Origin of the sequence: Shimia aestuarii, assembly GCF_022814865.1 — a bacterium.
Classification (GTDB): domain Bacteria; phylum Pseudomonadota; class Alphaproteobacteria; order Rhodobacterales; family Rhodobacteraceae; genus Shimia; species Shimia aestuarii_A.
Genome location: NZ_JAKVRD010000013.1, coordinates 85087 through 99526, shown reverse-complemented (window position 1 = coordinate 99526; position 14440 = coordinate 85087). Strand labels below are relative to the sequence as shown.

The following is a 14440-nucleotide window of genomic DNA, read 5'->3' as shown; positions in this document are numbered from 1 at the left end:
CGAGCAGGCGGTCCACGTCTTCGATATCGAGCGTCTTGGGCAGGCGTTTGTCGCGGCCCGGCCCCTTGATGAGAAGCGCGGGGTTGTCGCTGCGCCAGCCTTCCTCGAAGGCGAAGCGGAAGAATTGCTTGAGTGCAGAGAGGCGGCGGGCGCGGGTCGATTTGGCAAGACCCTGTGCTTCGCAATGGATGAGGTAGGCCTCGATTTCGTTCCGGGAAAGGTCGAGGAGGGCGTGGCCCTTGCTCTCGGTCCAGTCGACCACATCGGCAAGGTCACGGCCATAGGCCATCAGCGTGTTCTCCGACGCGCCAAGTTCGGCGGCTTGGGCGTCGAGGAAGGTCGCGATCATGCGGCGGTCAGAGATATCGGCCATGGGACTCAGCCCCTCAGGTCAAGCAGGAGCGTCTGAAGCGCGGCGCGGCGGGCGGTGTCCTCGAGGCCGACGGCGCGGAAGATGGCGAGCGCCTCGGTCAGCGCGGCAAGATTGCCAAGCGCGCCGTCCTCCATCAGGTTCATCGCCACGAGGATCACTTCGCCAAGCTGGCCGCGGGCAAGCATGGTCGAGATGTCCTGTGGCACGCCCGCGCCGTGGAATGCATCGGCAATGGCGCGATGGGTCGAATTGGTGGGCAGGCGGGGCGGGGTGCCGCGTGCGAGACCGGCGAGGAAGTCTTTCGGTCCCTTGGCGGCGGCGAGTTCGTAGGCGGGCGACAAGAGCGCAATATTGCGTGCGAGACGCGCCGTGGTGCCAGAGAGACCTTGGGCGAGCAGGCGGCTACCATAAAGGCGGGCGAAGGGCACCTCGAGGTGCACGGCTTGCATCGCAGCCCAGGCGGCAGGAAGGGTATCGGAGAGTGCGGTGGTGTCGCCGTTGGTCAGGGCGCGGTCAAAGGCCTGGAGCGCCGAGACCCGATCCCAGATCATGCCGGAGGCCGAGGGTTTGCCTTCGAAGTAAAGGCCAAGCAGGTGATTTTCCGAAAGCGCCGAGGTGCGCGCAAGGCGTTCGGCGGCTTCGAGCCGCGCTTTCCAGCCGGCGCGCTCGCGTAGGTCGGCATGCGCAAAGGCCAGTGGCAGGCCAGAGGTTGGGCGGGCCTCGCCGATGGCTTCGTATAGACGAAAGGTCAGGGGCGTGACTGCGCGCGGAATGGTGAGGATCGGTTCGCCTTCAAAGAGGTCAGGATCGAGGAAGCGCAACAGGAGGGCATCTTCTTCGTCGGTCAACAGACCGAGTGCATTGGCGGTGCCGAGGGTCAGGCTTGCGGCTTGCCAATCGCCTGCGCGGGCGGTGCAGAAGACACGCGCGGCATAAGAGGGCGAGAGGCGTGGCGTTTCTGTCAGCGCCTTGCATTGGGCCTCTTCCTCGCCAAGCAGGAGACCGATGTCGAGCCAGCGGCTGAACAAGGCCGGGGTGGCCGGGTCGGCGGCTTCGACCAGCGCCTCGGCCTGATCAAGCGCGCCCATCTCTATCAGCTTATCGATTCGCGCCAGAAGCAGGGTTTCGGGCGGCGCATCGGACAGGCCCGGCGGGTTGGTCTCGGCCAGAAGCAACGTATAGAGCAGCGCCTGCATCGCGGGCAGGCGATCGGGGTCGAGCCCGGCAATGCGGCGCGCAAGGCTGTCGGCGCGGCTATTTTGCCAAAGGGTCGCGGGCAGGCCGGTCACGTGGCTCGGCAGAAGGCCGACGCCGCTCCGCCCCGGTGCGCCCAGCGTATCGACGGCGATGTCCGGCGTCTCTACCCCTTGCGCCACCGGCGGTTCGCTTAGTTGCAGGGTGACGGTTGGCGTTTGCCGCAGCCAGTCAATCGCCGAAAGCGGCGCGGTTTGCGTGCTGTCCGCGCCCGATGTCTGGGCCGATACGGCGCCTGCGAGGAGGCAGAAAGCGAGGGGCGCGAGAGAGGCAAACCGGCGCTGCATGGATCAGCCGTCAGCCGGGCTAAGCGTCAGGGGCTGGCGGATTTCCGTGGGTGCGGGGGCGAAATCCGCACCGAGCATCGGGCCGAGATAGGCATAGCCCACAAGCCCGAGCGCCGCGATACAAAGTAGCGCAACGATGAAAAGGATCAGTTTGCCCATGCCGTCTCCAACTGTGTTCTGCCCGATTTTCCTCAAGTTATAACTGGCCTTTTGCACAAGATCACGTCATTCAGGAGCGAAAGTTTGAATTTGCGCGAAGCTTGGCCGATGCAGGGTCTTTGGCGATGCGCTGGCCGGGAAAACGATGACGCTGAAACTGAAGAAGACGGTTGTGCTCGTGGGGATGATGGGCGCCGGAAAGACCGCGGTGGGACGGGCACTTGCAGCGCGGCTTGGCGTGCCGTTCCTCGACTCGGATGCGGAAATCGAGAAGGCCGCGAATATGTCCATCGCCGAGATTTTCGCCCGCGATGGCGAGCCGTTCTTTCGCCGCAAAGAGGCGCAGGTCATCGAGCGCCTGCTTGACGAGGAACGCGGCATCCTATCGACCGGGGGCGGGGCCTATCTTGCCGAGGGCAACCGCACGGTGATCTCGGAAAAAGGAGTCGCGGTCTGGCTCAATGCCGATCTTGAAATCCTGTGGAACCGGGTCAAGCACAAGGACACGCGCCCCTTGCTGCGCACGGCCGATCCCAAGGCAACCCTGACCGAGATTTACGACGCACGTGTGCCGGTGTATCGCCGCGCCGACCTGTCGGTTGAGGCAGATGCGCGGTTCACGATTGAAGAAATGGCGGAACGCGTGGTCGAGGCGCTTTTGAGCCGTCCAGATGTATTGGAGGATGTCGCACAATGATGGAAACGGTGCATGTGGGGCTTGGTGCGCGGGCCTATGATATCCAGATCGGCCCCGGCCTTCTTCGGCAGGCGGGCGCGCTCATCGCGCCGCTGTTGAAAAGGCCACAGGTGCGGGTTGTCACGGATGAGAATGTTGCCGCGCTTCATCTTGAGACCCTGCGTGCGGGGCTGAAGGCGGAAGGCATCGAGATGGAGGCGCTTGTCCTGCCTGCGGGCGAGGCGACGAAAAGCTGGCCGCATTTCGAGCGCACGGTGGAATGGCTCTTGGCCGAAAAGGTCGAGCGGCGCGATATCGTGGTGGCCTTTGGCGGCGGGGTGATTGGCGATCTGACGGGCTTTGCGGCGGCGGTGTTGCGCCGGGGCGTGCGCTTTGTGCAGATTCCGACGTCGCTCTTGGCGCAGGTGGATAGTTCCGTCGGTGGCAAGACCGGGATCAATGCACCGCAGGGCAAGAACCTCATCGGGGCGTTCCATCAGCCCGCGATGGTTCTGGCGGATACAGAGGTGCTTGGCACGTTGACGGCACGCGATTTCCTCGCCGGCTATGGCGAGGTGGTGAAATATGGTCTCTTGGGCGATGCGGCGTTCTTTGACTGGCTCGAGGCGCAGGGACCGGCGCTCGCGGCAGGCGACATGGCGGCGCGCATTCAGGCGGTGAAACGCTCCTGCGAGATGAAGGCGGAGATCGTGGCGCGCGATGAGACCGAACAGGGGGATCGCGCGCTCTTGAACCTTGGGCATACATTCTGTCACGCGCTGGAATCCGCGACGGGCTATGGGGATCGTCTGTTACATGGCGAAGGCGTGGCGATTGGCTGTGCGCTGGCGTTTGAGTTGAGCGCGCGTCTTGGACTGTGTGCGCAGGAAGAGCCGAGCCGCGTGCGGGCCCATCTTGCCGAGATGGGGATGAAGGTCGATCTCAAGGATATCGAAGGCGATTTGCCGGATGCGGAGGGTCTTCTTGACCTGATGGCGCAGGACAAGAAGGTCGTGGATGGGCAGTTGCGCTTTATCCTTGCGCGCGGCATTGGCGCGGCGTTCGTCACGGCGGATGTGCCACGCGACGTGGTGAAGGCGCTTCTTGAAGAGGCGCTGGCCGCGCGCGGATAGGTTTAGTGTGCGCGGCCAAGGCCGCGCGCAGGAGATCTCGTCAGCGCCCCTTCGGGCCGCTGCCTCGCAATTGCCTCCGGCGGGGATATTTCTTGCAAGAGGAAGATCAGGGCGCGGGGCCTAAAGCACTCAGCCAGAAACCTGATCGCACAGGTTGAAGGTGAGGCACACTAGGCCGGGCGGTGGCTTTGCAGGATCATCAGCTCGCCCAGGTTCTCGCGGGTGATGTAGCCGAGCATTCTGTCGTCATGGGAACAGACCACCACGGCGGGCGCGCCCTTGCCGAGGGCGTCGGTCACGGCTTCGAGCGGTGTGTCGAGGCGGGTGCGTGGGATATCAGTGTCCATCAGATCGCCGATAGGACGCATGGCGTTGCCGTCTTCGGCCATGGCGACGAAGAGGGCGTTGCGGGTCAGGAAGCCTTTGAGTGTTCCATCCGGGGCGAGCACGGGAAATTCATGCTGGGTCGTGCGGATGAGGGTCGTGGCGGCGGTTTGCAGCGGGTCGGTGGGGGCGAGGCTCTCGTAGCTTGTGATCATCGCGTCGCGGGCCTTCAGGCGGCGGGTCGCAGCGCGCATGGAGACGTCTTTGCTCTCGGCGGAGCCCGCGATGAAGATGAACCCGGCGATCAATAGCAGGATCATGTTTCCGGTGGCGAAGGCGGCAAAGCCCATCAGCAGGGCAACCACCTGACCGGCGCGGGCGGCGACTTCGGTGGCGCGGGGGCGGGGCATGCGGGTTTGCAAAAGCGCGCGCAAGACCCGGCCGCCATCCATCGGAAAGGCGGGCAGCAGGTTGAACACGGCGAGGAAAAGGTTCACCGCGGCAAGCTGGGCGAGGAACGTCGTCGGGGTCAGTTCGGACAGGTAGACCAGCGCGTCGCCCCCCTGGACGCCAACGATCAGCGACAGTGCGGCCCAGATCACCATGTTGACGGCAGGCCCGGCGAGGGCGACGAGGATCTCCTGGGCCGGGCGGTCGGGCATTTTCTCGAGCCGGGCCATGCCGCCGATGGGCAAGAGGGTGATGTCGGGGGTGCGGATGCCGTAGCGGCGCGCAGTCAGCGCATGTCCGAACTCATGCGCGACGACGCAGGCGAAGAGAGCGAGGATGAAGAGGGTGCTTGTCAGGGCGGCGACGGGGCCGCCCTCGGCATAGGCCATCAGACCGATCCACAAGAGCAACAGGAAGAAGGTTGCGTGGATGCGGATGTCGGAGCCGAAAAGACGGCCTATGGAGAAGGACCAAGCCATTGGGGTCTGCCTTGCGTGCTGCCGGTGTCTCCTGTCAGAGATATGGCGGGCAGACCCGGTTTAAAGGGCTTTTGTGCAGGCAGAGAGCTTAGAAGGGGATCTCGTCGTCGAGATCGCGCGAGGGGGCGCCGCCGCCTTGGTTGCCGCCACCGTAGCCACCCTGACCACCGCCTTGGCCGCCACCATAGTCACCACCGCCGTAGTCGCCGCCACCGTAGCCGCCGCCCTGGCCACCACCGTAGTCGCCACCGCCGCCGCCGCTGCGACCGTCGAGCATGACGAGGGTGCCGCCGAAGCCTTGCAGGACGACTTCGGTCGAGTAACGATCCGCGCCGGACTGATCCTGCCATTTGCGGGTCTGAAGCTGGCCTTCGATATAGACCTTGGAGCCTTTGCGCAGGTATTGCTCGGCAACGCGCACGAGGCCTTCCTGAAAAATGGCGACCGAGTGCCATTCGGTGCGTTCACGACGTTCACCGGTGTTGCGGTCTTTCCAATTCTCGGAGGTGGCGATGCGCAGGTTGCACACTTTGCCACCGTTCTGGAAGGTGCGGACCTCCGGGTCGCGGCCCAAGTTGCCGACGAGAATGACTTTGTTGACGGAACCGGCCATGTGGCACCCCCCATTTTTAGAATCTTTGTCAGGTTTCGTGCCAGCATAGACCATCCCATCCCGGTTAATGGAAGCCTAAAGCCAACAAAATTTCTGCTTGGCGGGGGTGCGCGGGCGGGGAAATCCGCTTTGGGGCGTGTCGGGTGTTGGTCTTGGGCGGCGGAAAAGCTGGAATTCGGGCGCTTTTTTCGCTAAGAGCATCGCACGATGGGCAAATGGGGTGCGTTTGCATGATGCGCGCAGGCTTTTCTGGACTTGTGATTGTGACGGTGTTGCTGGCGCTGCCGGCGCAGGCGGATTTTCTCAGATCGAAGTCCAAGTCGGGCGTGTTCCGGTCGCAGACCTCTGTCATCGACAAGCGCAAACGGGCGGAAACCAAGACCGAAATCCGGCTGACGCCGCGGCCGATCTATACCCCGACCAAATGGGGCGATGGCAGTTTTCAAGGCAAATACAACGGTCCCTATCTTGCAATGGCGCAAGAGGCGGCGATGCGGCACGGGGTGCCGGTCGATCTTTTCCTAAAGCTGGTGCAGCAGGAATCGGGCTGGAACGCGCGGGCGCAATCGCACAAGGGCGCACTTGGCCTTGCGCAGCTCATGCCAGCGACGGCGCGCAAGCTTGGCGTGGATCCGCTTGACCCGGCGCAGAACCTTGACGGGGGTGCGCGATACCTTGCGCAGCAGTATCGCGATTTCGGGTCATGGCGGCTTGCGTTGGCGGCCTATAATGCCGGGCCGGAGGCTGTGCGCCGTCACGGCGGCGTGCCGCCCTACAAGGAAACCCGCAATTATGTGCGGGTGATCTGGGGTAGCTGATTAAATTACTCGGAATTGACATCGGTCAAGGCCTGCGCCATGGCGGGGGCTTAGCTGTGCGGTGTGATAGCCGAGAGTTGAGAGGTTCGGAGATGCGGGTGACACGACATGGTTTGGGCGCGGTTCTTGGCGCGGCGCTTCTGATGGGCGCGGGTGCGACGGGCGTCGGGGCGCAGCCCTACGACAGCCTCGAGGCGCTTGGTGAGGTGCTTTTCTTTGATACAGACCTATCGGCCAATCGCACGCAGGCCTGCGCCACCTGTCACAACCCGGATTACGGGTTTGTCGATCCACGCCCGACGGCGGCCGGCAAGGCTGTTTCGCTTGGTGATGATGGGGCTTCGCTTGGCGATCGCAGCGCGCCGACGGCGAGCTATGCCGCTTTTGTGCCGCCGTTTCACCAGCAGGCCGATGGCACCTATGTGGGCGGCATGTTCTGGGACGGGCGGGCGGCGACGCTTGAAGATCAGGCGGGGGGGCCACCGCTCAACCCGATCGAGATGGGGATGCCGGACAAGGCGAGCGTCGTGGCGCGTCTCATGGAAAAGCCAGACTATGTCGAGAGTTTTGAGGCGCTGTTCGGTGCAGGCGTGATGGGCAACGTGGACGCCGCCTATCGCGGCATGACGCGGGCGATTGCTGCGTTTGAGCGCACTGAGTTCTTTGCGCCGTTCGATTCCAAATATGACCGCTCTTTGCGTGGCGAGGCGGTGCTGACGCAGGAAGAAGAGCTTGGCAAGCTGTTGTTCTTTTCGCAGCAGTTCACCAATTGCAACCTTTGCCATCAGCTTCGCAAGAGCGCGGTTGATCCGCGCGAGACCTTTACCAACAACGAATACCATAACATCGGCACGCCTGTGAACGTCGGCGCGCGGGCGGTGAATGGGGTTCCGGAGGGGGCTGTCGATGAGGGGCTTTTGGCGCATCCGGGGGTGGACGATCCGGCGCATAAGGGCAAGGTCAAGGTGCCGACCCTGCGCAATGTCGCGGTCACAGGGCCATATATGCATAACGGTGTGTTCAATGACCTGCGTACGGTGATCCTGTTCTACAACAAGTACAATTCCAAGGCGGAGGCGCGCCAGATCAACCCGGAAACAGGCCAGCCATGGCGCGCGCCGGAGGTCGATGGCACGCTGTCGATGGAGGAGCTTGAGACGGGACCGGCGCTTGAGGATAAACGGGTCGATGCGCTGGTGGCGTTTCTCAAGACGCTGACAGATGCGCGATACGAGGATTTGCTCGAGGAGTGAGCAGCGCGCGCGTTAGAGGCGTCCTTCAGGGCCGCTATAGGCGCGTTCGACCTTGGCGACGCGGAGCGTGTAGTGGCGATACCAGCGGGTCTTGCCCATGGTCTGGGCGGCGAGGTGTTCGGCCTCGGCCTTCCAGGCGAGAATGCTGTCCTCGTCTTTCCAATAGCTCACGGTGATGCCTAAGCCCTCCTCGTCGCGGGTGCTTTCGACGCCGATATAGCCGGGCTGGCGTTCGGCCAGCGCCATCATGTGATCGGCCATCGTCCCATAGCCGAGATCGCCTTCGGTGCGCTCTGCGGTAAAGATCACAGCGTAATAGGGCGGGTCAGGGAGCGGGGCGAAGCGGGAATTGGTTTGGGACATGAGGCCAGCGTAGAGCAGGAGGCGCGGGCAGGGAAGGGGCGTTGCCCCTCTTGGCCGCAGTCGGCATGTCGCTCAAAAGTGGGAACCGGTCTTGAGCCTCTCGGACATGCGCCTGAACAGGGCCAATTCACCCCAGGATATTTCGGGCAAGAGGAAGAGGGGGCGGTGTGCGCCGCCCCCATGGATCACTCAGCGGCGATCTTGATGACGGGTTCCATGCGCGCGAGGATGTCTTCGGCGAGGTGGCATTTGACCTGATGGCCATCACCGAGGTCGCGCACCGGCGGCACCTCTTTCTCGCAGAGACCGCCCGGCACCTGATCCTTCCAGCGGCAGCGTGTCTGGAATGGGCAGCCGGGAGGCGGCGACATGGCCGAGGGGATATCGCCGTCGAGCACGATATGGGTTTTCTCGACGGAGGTGTCGGCGATCGGCACCGCAGAGAGAAGCGCCTCGGTATAGGGGTGGTAGGGGGGCGTGAAGACCTGATCGGTGGTGCCGAGTTCCACCACGTGACCGAGATACATGACCATGACGCGATCCGAGAGATAGCGCACGATGGAGAGGTCATGCGAGATGAAGAGGAGGGTGGTTTTCTCTTCGCGCTGAATCTCCATCAGGAGGTCTGTCACCGCGGCCTGCACCGACACGTCGAGCGCCGAGACCGGTTCGTCCGCGACCACGATGCGCGCGCCGCCAGCAAAGGCACGGGCGATGCCGACGCGCTGTTTCTGGCCGCCCGAAAGCTGGCGCGGCATGCGGTCGGCAAAGGCGCGCGGCAGTTTCACGAGGTCAAGGAGTTCGAGCATCCGGTTGCGCCGGTCTGCTTCGGTGTCGCCAATGCCGAAGATTTCCAGCGCGCGCATGATCTGGCGGCCGACGGTCATCGAGGGGTTGAGCGTGTCGAACGGGTTCTGGAACACCATTTGCACGTCGGCGACGGTCTTGGTGTTGCGCTTTTGGATCGGGGTCTGTTCGATGTTGTTGCCATCGAGCAGGATCTCGCCCTCGGTCGCCGTCTCAAGCCCCATCAGCACCTTGGCGAAGGTCGACTTGCCGCAACCGGACTCGCCCACGATGGCGAGGGTTTCGGATTCGCGTGCCTCGAAGGAGAGGGTCTCGTTGGCTTTGACGACCTTCTTTTCGCCGCCGCCAAAGAGCGCGTTTGCCGCGACCTCATAGTACTTCTTGAGGTTGTCCATCTTGAGGACGACCTTGCCGACTTCGGGTTTCTCTTTCTGTTCACCCACTTGGATTGGCGCGTCCCAGTCGATCTCTTCGAATTTCACACAACGCGTGGAGTGGCGCTCAAAACCGGGGACGTCATACATCGGGATCGCCTGCGCGTCGCAGCGCCCGGCTTCGAAATAGTCGCAGCGCGGGCCGAAGTTACAGCCGGGCGGGCGTTCGTGGGGAAGCGGGAAGTTCCCGGGGATGGCGACCAGAGGATGGGCGTTCTTGTCGGCACCAGGGAGCGGGATCGAGCGGAACAACGCCTGCGTATAGGGGTGCTGCATGTGGTCGAACACGTCCTCGATGGAGCCGCGCTCCACCGCTTCGCCGGAATACATCACGCAGAGGCGGTCGCAGGTCTCGAGCACGAGGCCGAGGTTGTGCGAGATGAAGAGCATCGAGGTGCCGTATTTCTTGCCGAGATCCTTCACCAGTTCCACCACGGCGGCCTCGACCGTCACGTCAAGCGCGGTGGTGGGTTCGTCGAGGATCAGAAGCGAGGGCTTGGACATCAGCGCCATGGCGATGACGATGCGCTGTTGTTGGCCGCCCGAGAGCTGGTGCGGGAAGCTTTTCAGCATGCGCTCGGGGTCGGGGAGTTTCACGTCGGTGACGACTTCGAGGGCGCGTTTATAGGCCTCTTCCTCGGAGACGCCTTCGTGGATCATCGGCACTTCCATGAGCTGTTTGCCGATCTTCATCGCCGGGTTCAGCGAGGCCATGGGTTCTTGATAGATCATGGCGATCTCGTTGCCGCGAATATCGCGCAGTTCTGCGTCGCTCATCTCGGAGAGGTCGCGGCCCTTGAACTTGATGCTGCCACCGACGATGCGACCGTTCTTGCCAAGGTCTTGCATGACGCCGAGGGCGACGGTGGATTTGCCGCAGCCGGATTCACCGACAAGGCCAACGGCCTCACCGGGCATCACGTTGACGGAGAAGTCCATCACCGCGGGGATTTCACGCAGGCGGGTGAAGAAGGAGATAGACAGCTTGTCGATCTCGAGGATCGGGCCGTCGTAGTCTGCCATTTTACTCATGCTCCGGTCTCCCTGTTGGGGCGGTGGGGCGTTCTTGGCCCCTGTTGTTCTTCATCTTGGTCGAAATACTCTGGGAACGCGGGGGGGCCGCGTTCCCGGGTATCAGTCGCGCAGGCTTTCTTCGCGCAGGCCATCGGCCAAGAGGTTCAGGCCGAGCACCATGCTCAGCAGGGCGAAGGCAGGCACGAGGGCCGGGTGGGGGTAGATCGACAGGAGCTTGCGCCCGTCGTTGATCGTGGTTCCCCAGTCCGGGCTCTCGGGCGGCAGGCCGAGGCCGAAGAAGCCCAAGGTGCCAAGCAGGATCGTGGTGTAGCCAATGCGCAGGCAGAAATCGACGATCAGCGGCCCGCGTGCGTTGGGCAGGATTTCCCAGAGCATGATATACCACGGACCTTCGCCACGGGTCTGGGCGGCGGCGACGTAGTCGCGGGTCTGAATGTCGAGCGTCAGGCCTCGCACGATGCGGAACACCGTGGGGGCGTTGACGAAGACCACCGAGACAAAGACCACAAGGATGCCGCCGGGAATGTTGAAGAGATCAAGCGACTCCGGCAGGAAGGCCAGCACGGTCCCCGGCGCCGAGATCAGCGACAAGTAGATCCAGACCAACACCGCGAGGATGCCCGCAAGCAGCGGCGTGCGCAGGCGCGGTCGCGTATAGTAGCGCGAATTGATGAGCACGGCGACAAAGATGATCGGGAAGATGAAGAGCACCATCGCCATGAAAGACGGAATGCCCGTCGCGACGATCTCCGGCGTCACCAGCAGGTAGAACAAGAGGATCACCGGGAAGGCGAGGATCAGGTTGGCGAGGAACGACAGCAGGGTGTCCAGCTTGCCGCCGAAATAGCCTGCCGGAAGGCCGAGCGTGATGCCGACCATGAAGGCAAAGAGCGTCGCCAGCGGAGCGATGCGCACCACGATCCAAGAACCATCCACCATGCGCGAGAACACGTCGCGGGCGAGGTTGTCACCGCCCAGAAGATACCAGCAGGCATGGCCGCAGGTTTCTGGATCGGCGCCGCGCACCGGCGTGCCGGGGAGCTTGTTCTTCATGCCGGAAAGCTGGGCCAGGGAGTCATGTGTGGCGATCATGTCGAAGACGCCGGTGAAGACTGCTGTGTAGACCCAGAACATGACAAGGCCGAAGCCGATCATGCCGATCAGGGAGTCAAACAGCTTGCCGTAAAGCCCGAGCTTGCGCTTGTAGACCATCGACAGGGTGAAGGTCACAAACAGCGCGAGCCAGACCGGGGCGAGGCGGGCAGAGACCGCCCCGATGATCCCGGCTTTGCCGAAGGGCATGACGATCCCGGCGAGCAGGAAGATCAGGCAGAGGCCGAGCAGCCCGTAGAGGCTATATTTCGAGACTTTGGTGATCATCTCGATCGGGCCGTTGCCGGAGGTGAGCGTGCCATCCGCGTTGGTTGTGACCGGCGCGGCACGGAAGATGAAAGAGGCGAGGATTTGCAGGGCGACCGCGACGATGAAGATCATCGCCAGCCCCTGGAAAACCGGGTTCAGAAGCGCTCCGAGGGAGCCAGTCCAGGTCAATGGTTCCATGGTCGACTCTCCTTAAGAAATGCGGATGCGCGGGTTGAGATAGACATAGCCGATATCCGAGATCAGCTGGGTCACGAGCACCACGGCGACGGAGACAACGGAGACCGCGAGAAGCATCTCGATGTCGTTGTTCCCGGCGGCGTTGACGAGTTGCCAGCCGAAGCCGGAGTAGGAGAACAGCGTCTCCACGATCACCACGCCGTTCAAGAGCCACGGGAATTGCAGCATGATCACAGTAAAGGGCGCGATCAGCGCGTTGCGCAGCGCGTGTTTCATCACGATGTTGCGGAAGCTCACGCCTTTGAGGCGGGCAGTACGGATATATTGCGCTGTCATCACCTCGGCCATGGAGGCGCGGGTCATACGGGCGATATAGCCCATACCGTATAGGGCGACGGTCAGGACCGGCAGGGTGAAGTTGCGCAGGTTGGCGTCATCCATGGCGGATTTCGCCGTGCCCTTGAACAGCGCCTTGGCTTCGATAATGCCCGCATCATGCAGGATCGGGCCGAGGCCGTAGCGGGTCGAGGCGAGCAACGCGATGAAGATCACGCCCGAGACGTATTCTGGCGTTGCTGTCGAGAGGATCGAAATCGTCGAGAGAGAACGGTCGGTGCCACTACCCTCACGCATCCCTGCGAGCACGCCGATGATCAAGGCCGAGGGCACCATGACCACCATGACCCAGAACATCAGCTTGCCCGTATTGGCGAGGCGTTTGCCGAGCACATCCGCGACAGGTTCCTTGGAGACCGTGGAGAAGCCCCAATCGCCCTGAAGTACGCCGCAGAAGCGCGGGGTGTCTTCGGGTGCGACGCCGGGACGGGCGCATTTACCGACAATCGTGCCATCGTCGCGCACCGTTTTATAGCCGGGCAACAGACCGAGCCATTGGGCGTATTTGATTGGCGTGGGCTCGAGATAGCCGCGGTCACCGAGATAGCTTGCGACGGCTTCGTCGGACATGCGGAAGTTGCCCTGCGATTTGGCCAGTTTCTCAAGGTTGGGATAGAGGTTGGTCATGAAAAAGACGATGTAGGTCAGGCAAAGCGCCGTAACGATCATCATCGCGACCCGTCTCAGGATGAATAGTCCCATCGGACCCCCGTTGGTCTTGTGTCGGTTTCAGTCCGGGAAGGCCCCGGACCAGCTAGGCACGTCACAGCGCCGCCCCGCGAGGCGCGGCGTTGCAGGTTGTCAGTTGTCAGGGGAAGGGACGGTCGCTTTCGCATCCGGACGCAGGCTGCGGTCTTCGGATTTGTCATGCGCTGGCGCGCTGGCGAAAGCTGGCGTCATATGGTCCCCGTTGGCAGGTGTGGCCGATTTGGTGGCCTGATTTATTATATCGGTCAGCGGAGACAGGGCCGAATTGGACGCGTCAGATGCTGCCGTTGAGGGCTATTCGGCAACAGATTCCTTGCCACGTCAACGGTCAGTCTCGTCATTCTGATGTAAAAAAACGACATCGGTGGTGTCGGAAACAGACGAAATGGTTGCGCGATGCACCGAGTTTTCCGGCTGGGGCGCCTCTAAGGGGCGCTTCCTGTTGGGCAGGGAAACCCCGCGCACAGCGTCGATGAATCAGCGGTTGCTCGATTTGCGCAATTGCGTTGGGGAGGCGCCGAAGTGCTGTTGGCTGAAGCGCGAGAAATAGGCCGCCGAGCCAAATCCGAGATAGTCGGCAATGTCTTGAACCGGGAGATCGCTGCGGGTCAGGAGCACACGGGCCTCATGCTGAACCATTTGGTTGAGCATGTCGGCCGCGGTCAGCCCGGCGCATTGGCGACAGACCCGGGTCAGATGTGTCGGGGTGATCTCGAGCTCTTCGGCGTAGGTCGCCATGGATTTACCAGATCGGAAATCATCGGACAGCAGGTCGCTAAAGCGGCGCACGATCCGTTCGGCGGCACTTGTACGGGGTTGCGCGCCCGCGCTGAGCATCTGACGTCGTAGCCAGATCGACACCATTGAGGCCAGCGCAGTCATTGCTTCGGCGAGAAGCGGGCGGGCCTCGGTCAATTCGCGGCGCAGGTCGTCAAAGAGGCCGGTGAGTTCGGCCTGTGCGAGGCCATCCTGCACGCGGAGCTGATGGGTGCGGTCGGGCAGGATCACCCGGCCGTCATCGGGAATCAGCAGAGCCTGACCTTGGACCTGACGACCATATTCCATGGCAAAGAGTTTGCCCGCAGGCACGAAGATCGCGTTGTGAGCGCCAAACCCACGGCGCAGCCCGTGCAACAGGATGCGTCCCTGACCTCGGGTGATCCAGAGAAAGAGGTGGTGATCGCGCAGGTGCAACTGTTCGAGTTGCCAGCTTCCACCGACCGTCATTTGCGACAGGGTATGGACCTGAATCGCGTTCACTTGCGGCGGCAGAGGGGTCTCTGGCGGCTGAGGATAGGTCTCTTGTCGCGGCGCAAAC

14 protein-coding genes are annotated in these 14440 nt (G+C 62.8%); 4 read left to right on the top strand and 10 right to left on the bottom strand.

Annotated features, from left to right (window positions below; translation table 11 throughout):
* The 3 genes from MK745_RS13505 to MK745_RS13495 all read right to left on the bottom strand — a co-directional run.
* Positions 1-373: site-specific integrase (locus MK745_RS13505; RefSeq protein WP_243613829.1), on the bottom strand; the 373-nt coding region annotated here is incomplete at its 3' end.
* Between the two features lie 5 nt (positions 374-378).
* Positions 379-1914 (bottom strand): hypothetical protein, encoded by a 1536-nt coding sequence (locus tag MK745_RS13500; RefSeq protein ID WP_243613828.1) that lies wholly within the window; start codon positions 1912-1914, stop codon positions 379-381.
* Positions 1915-1917: 3 nt separating this feature from the next.
* Positions 1918-2073, bottom strand: a complete 156-nt coding sequence (locus MK745_RS13495; protein ID WP_243613827.1) for a hypothetical protein — start codon at positions 2071-2073, stop codon at positions 1918-1920.
* A gap of 145 nt (positions 2074-2218) precedes the next feature.
* Between MK745_RS13495 and MK745_RS13490 the strand changes: the two genes are divergently transcribed.
* On the top strand, positions 2219-2770 hold the full coding sequence (locus tag MK745_RS13490; RefSeq protein WP_243613826.1) for a shikimate kinase: 552 nt from the start codon (positions 2219-2221) through the stop codon (positions 2768-2770).
* Positions 2767-3882, top strand: coding sequence for a 3-dehydroquinate synthase (gene aroB / locus MK745_RS13485; RefSeq protein WP_243613825.1), 1116 nt, complete (start codon positions 2767-2769; stop codon positions 3880-3882). The genes MK745_RS13490 and aroB overlap by 4 nt, the downstream gene beginning before the upstream one ends.
* A gap of 170 nt (positions 3883-4052) precedes the next feature.
* Here the strand turns inward: aroB and MK745_RS13480 are convergent, their stop codons facing one another.
* On the bottom strand, positions 4053-5135 hold the full coding sequence (locus MK745_RS13480; RefSeq protein ID WP_243613824.1) for a site-2 protease family protein: 1083 nt from the start codon (positions 5133-5135) through the stop codon (positions 4053-4055).
* Positions 5136-5223: 88 nt separating this feature from the next.
* Positions 5224-5748 carry a single-stranded DNA-binding protein gene (gene ssb, locus MK745_RS13475; protein ID WP_243613823.1) on the bottom strand — a complete coding sequence of 175 codons (525 nt, stop codon included), beginning with the start codon at positions 5746-5748 and terminating at the stop codon, positions 5224-5226.
* A 233-nt stretch (positions 5749-5981) separates the two neighbouring features.
* On the opposite strand from ssb, the gene MK745_RS13470 reads away from it, so the two are divergent.
* Positions 5982-6566: a lytic transglycosylase domain-containing protein gene (locus MK745_RS13470; protein WP_243613834.1), complete on the top strand. Its 585-nt coding sequence runs from the start codon at positions 5982-5984 to the stop codon at positions 6564-6566.
* Between the two features lie 92 nt (positions 6567-6658).
* Entirely contained in the window at positions 6659-7819 is a 1161-nt protein-coding gene (locus tag MK745_RS13465) for a cytochrome-c peroxidase (protein ID WP_431978976.1), read from the top strand.
* A gap of 12 nt (positions 7820-7831) precedes the next feature.
* On the opposite strand, the gene MK745_RS13460 is transcribed toward MK745_RS13465, so the two are convergent.
* From MK745_RS13460 to MK745_RS19840, 5 genes are all read right to left on the bottom strand, one after another.
* Positions 7832-8182 carry an antibiotic biosynthesis monooxygenase family protein gene (locus MK745_RS13460; RefSeq protein WP_243613822.1) on the bottom strand — a complete coding sequence of 117 codons (351 nt, stop codon included), beginning with the start codon at positions 8180-8182 and terminating at the stop codon, positions 7832-7834.
* A 185-nt stretch (positions 8183-8367) separates the two neighbouring features.
* Positions 8368-10455: a dipeptide ABC transporter ATP-binding protein gene (locus tag MK745_RS13455; protein WP_243613821.1), complete on the bottom strand. Its 2088-nt coding sequence runs from the start codon at positions 10453-10455 to the stop codon at positions 8368-8370.
* A 102-nt stretch (positions 10456-10557) separates the two neighbouring features.
* A complete protein-coding gene (locus MK745_RS13450; protein WP_243613820.1) occupies positions 10558-12018 on the bottom strand; it encodes an ABC transporter permease in 1461 nt (486 codons plus the stop codon).
* Between the two features lie 12 nt (positions 12019-12030).
* Positions 12031-13116 carry an ABC transporter permease gene (locus MK745_RS13445; RefSeq protein WP_243613819.1) on the bottom strand — a complete coding sequence of 362 codons (1086 nt, stop codon included), beginning with the start codon at positions 13114-13116 and terminating at the stop codon, positions 12031-12033.
* A gap of 483 nt (positions 13117-13599) precedes the next feature.
* Entirely contained in the window at positions 13600-14382 is a 783-nt protein-coding gene (locus tag MK745_RS19840) for an AraC family transcriptional regulator (protein WP_243613818.1), read from the bottom strand.
* Between the last annotated feature and the right edge of the window lie 58 nt (positions 14383-14440).

What these genes read in the sequence shown, in the direction of transcription:
- MK745_RS13500 (WP_243613828.1), bottom strand. Translation starts at nt 1,914, where the DNA reads ATGCAGCGCCGGTTTGCCTCTCTCGCGCCCCTCGCTTTCTGCCTCCTC.
- MK745_RS13495 (WP_243613827.1), bottom strand. Translation starts at nt 2,073, where the DNA reads ATGGGCAAACTGATCCTTTTCATCGTTGCGCTACTTTGTATCGCGGCG.
- MK745_RS13490 (WP_243613826.1), top strand. Translation starts at nt 2,219, where the DNA reads ATGACGCTGAAACTGAAGAAGACGGTTGTGCTCGTGGGGATGATGGGC.
- aroB (WP_243613825.1), top strand. Translation starts at nt 2,767, where the DNA reads ATGATGGAAACGGTGCATGTGGGGCTTGGTGCGCGGGCCTATGATATC.
- MK745_RS13480 (WP_243613824.1), bottom strand. Translation starts at nt 5,135, where the DNA reads ATGGCTTGGTCCTTCTCCATAGGCCGTCTTTTCGGCTCCGACATCCGC.
- ssb (WP_243613823.1), bottom strand. Translation starts at nt 5,748, where the DNA reads ATGGCCGGTTCCGTCAACAAAGTCATTCTCGTCGGCAACTTGGGCCGC.
- MK745_RS13470 (WP_243613834.1), top strand. Translation starts at nt 5,982, where the DNA reads ATGCGCGCAGGCTTTTCTGGACTTGTGATTGTGACGGTGTTGCTGGCG.
- MK745_RS13465 (WP_431978976.1), top strand. Translation starts at nt 6,659, where the DNA reads ATGCGGGTGACACGACATGGTTTGGGCGCGGTTCTTGGCGCGGCGCTT.
- MK745_RS13460 (WP_243613822.1), bottom strand. Translation starts at nt 8,182, where the DNA reads ATGTCCCAAACCAATTCCCGCTTCGCCCCGCTCCCTGACCCGCCCTAT.
- MK745_RS13455 (WP_243613821.1), bottom strand. Translation starts at nt 10,455, where the DNA reads ATGAGTAAAATGGCAGACTACGACGGCCCGATCCTCGAGATCGACAAG.
- MK745_RS13450 (WP_243613820.1), bottom strand. Translation starts at nt 12,018, where the DNA reads ATGGAACCATTGACCTGGACTGGCTCCCTCGGAGCGCTTCTGAACCCG.
- MK745_RS13445 (WP_243613819.1), bottom strand. Translation starts at nt 13,116, where the DNA reads ATGGGACTATTCATCCTGAGACGGGTCGCGATGATGATCGTTACGGCG.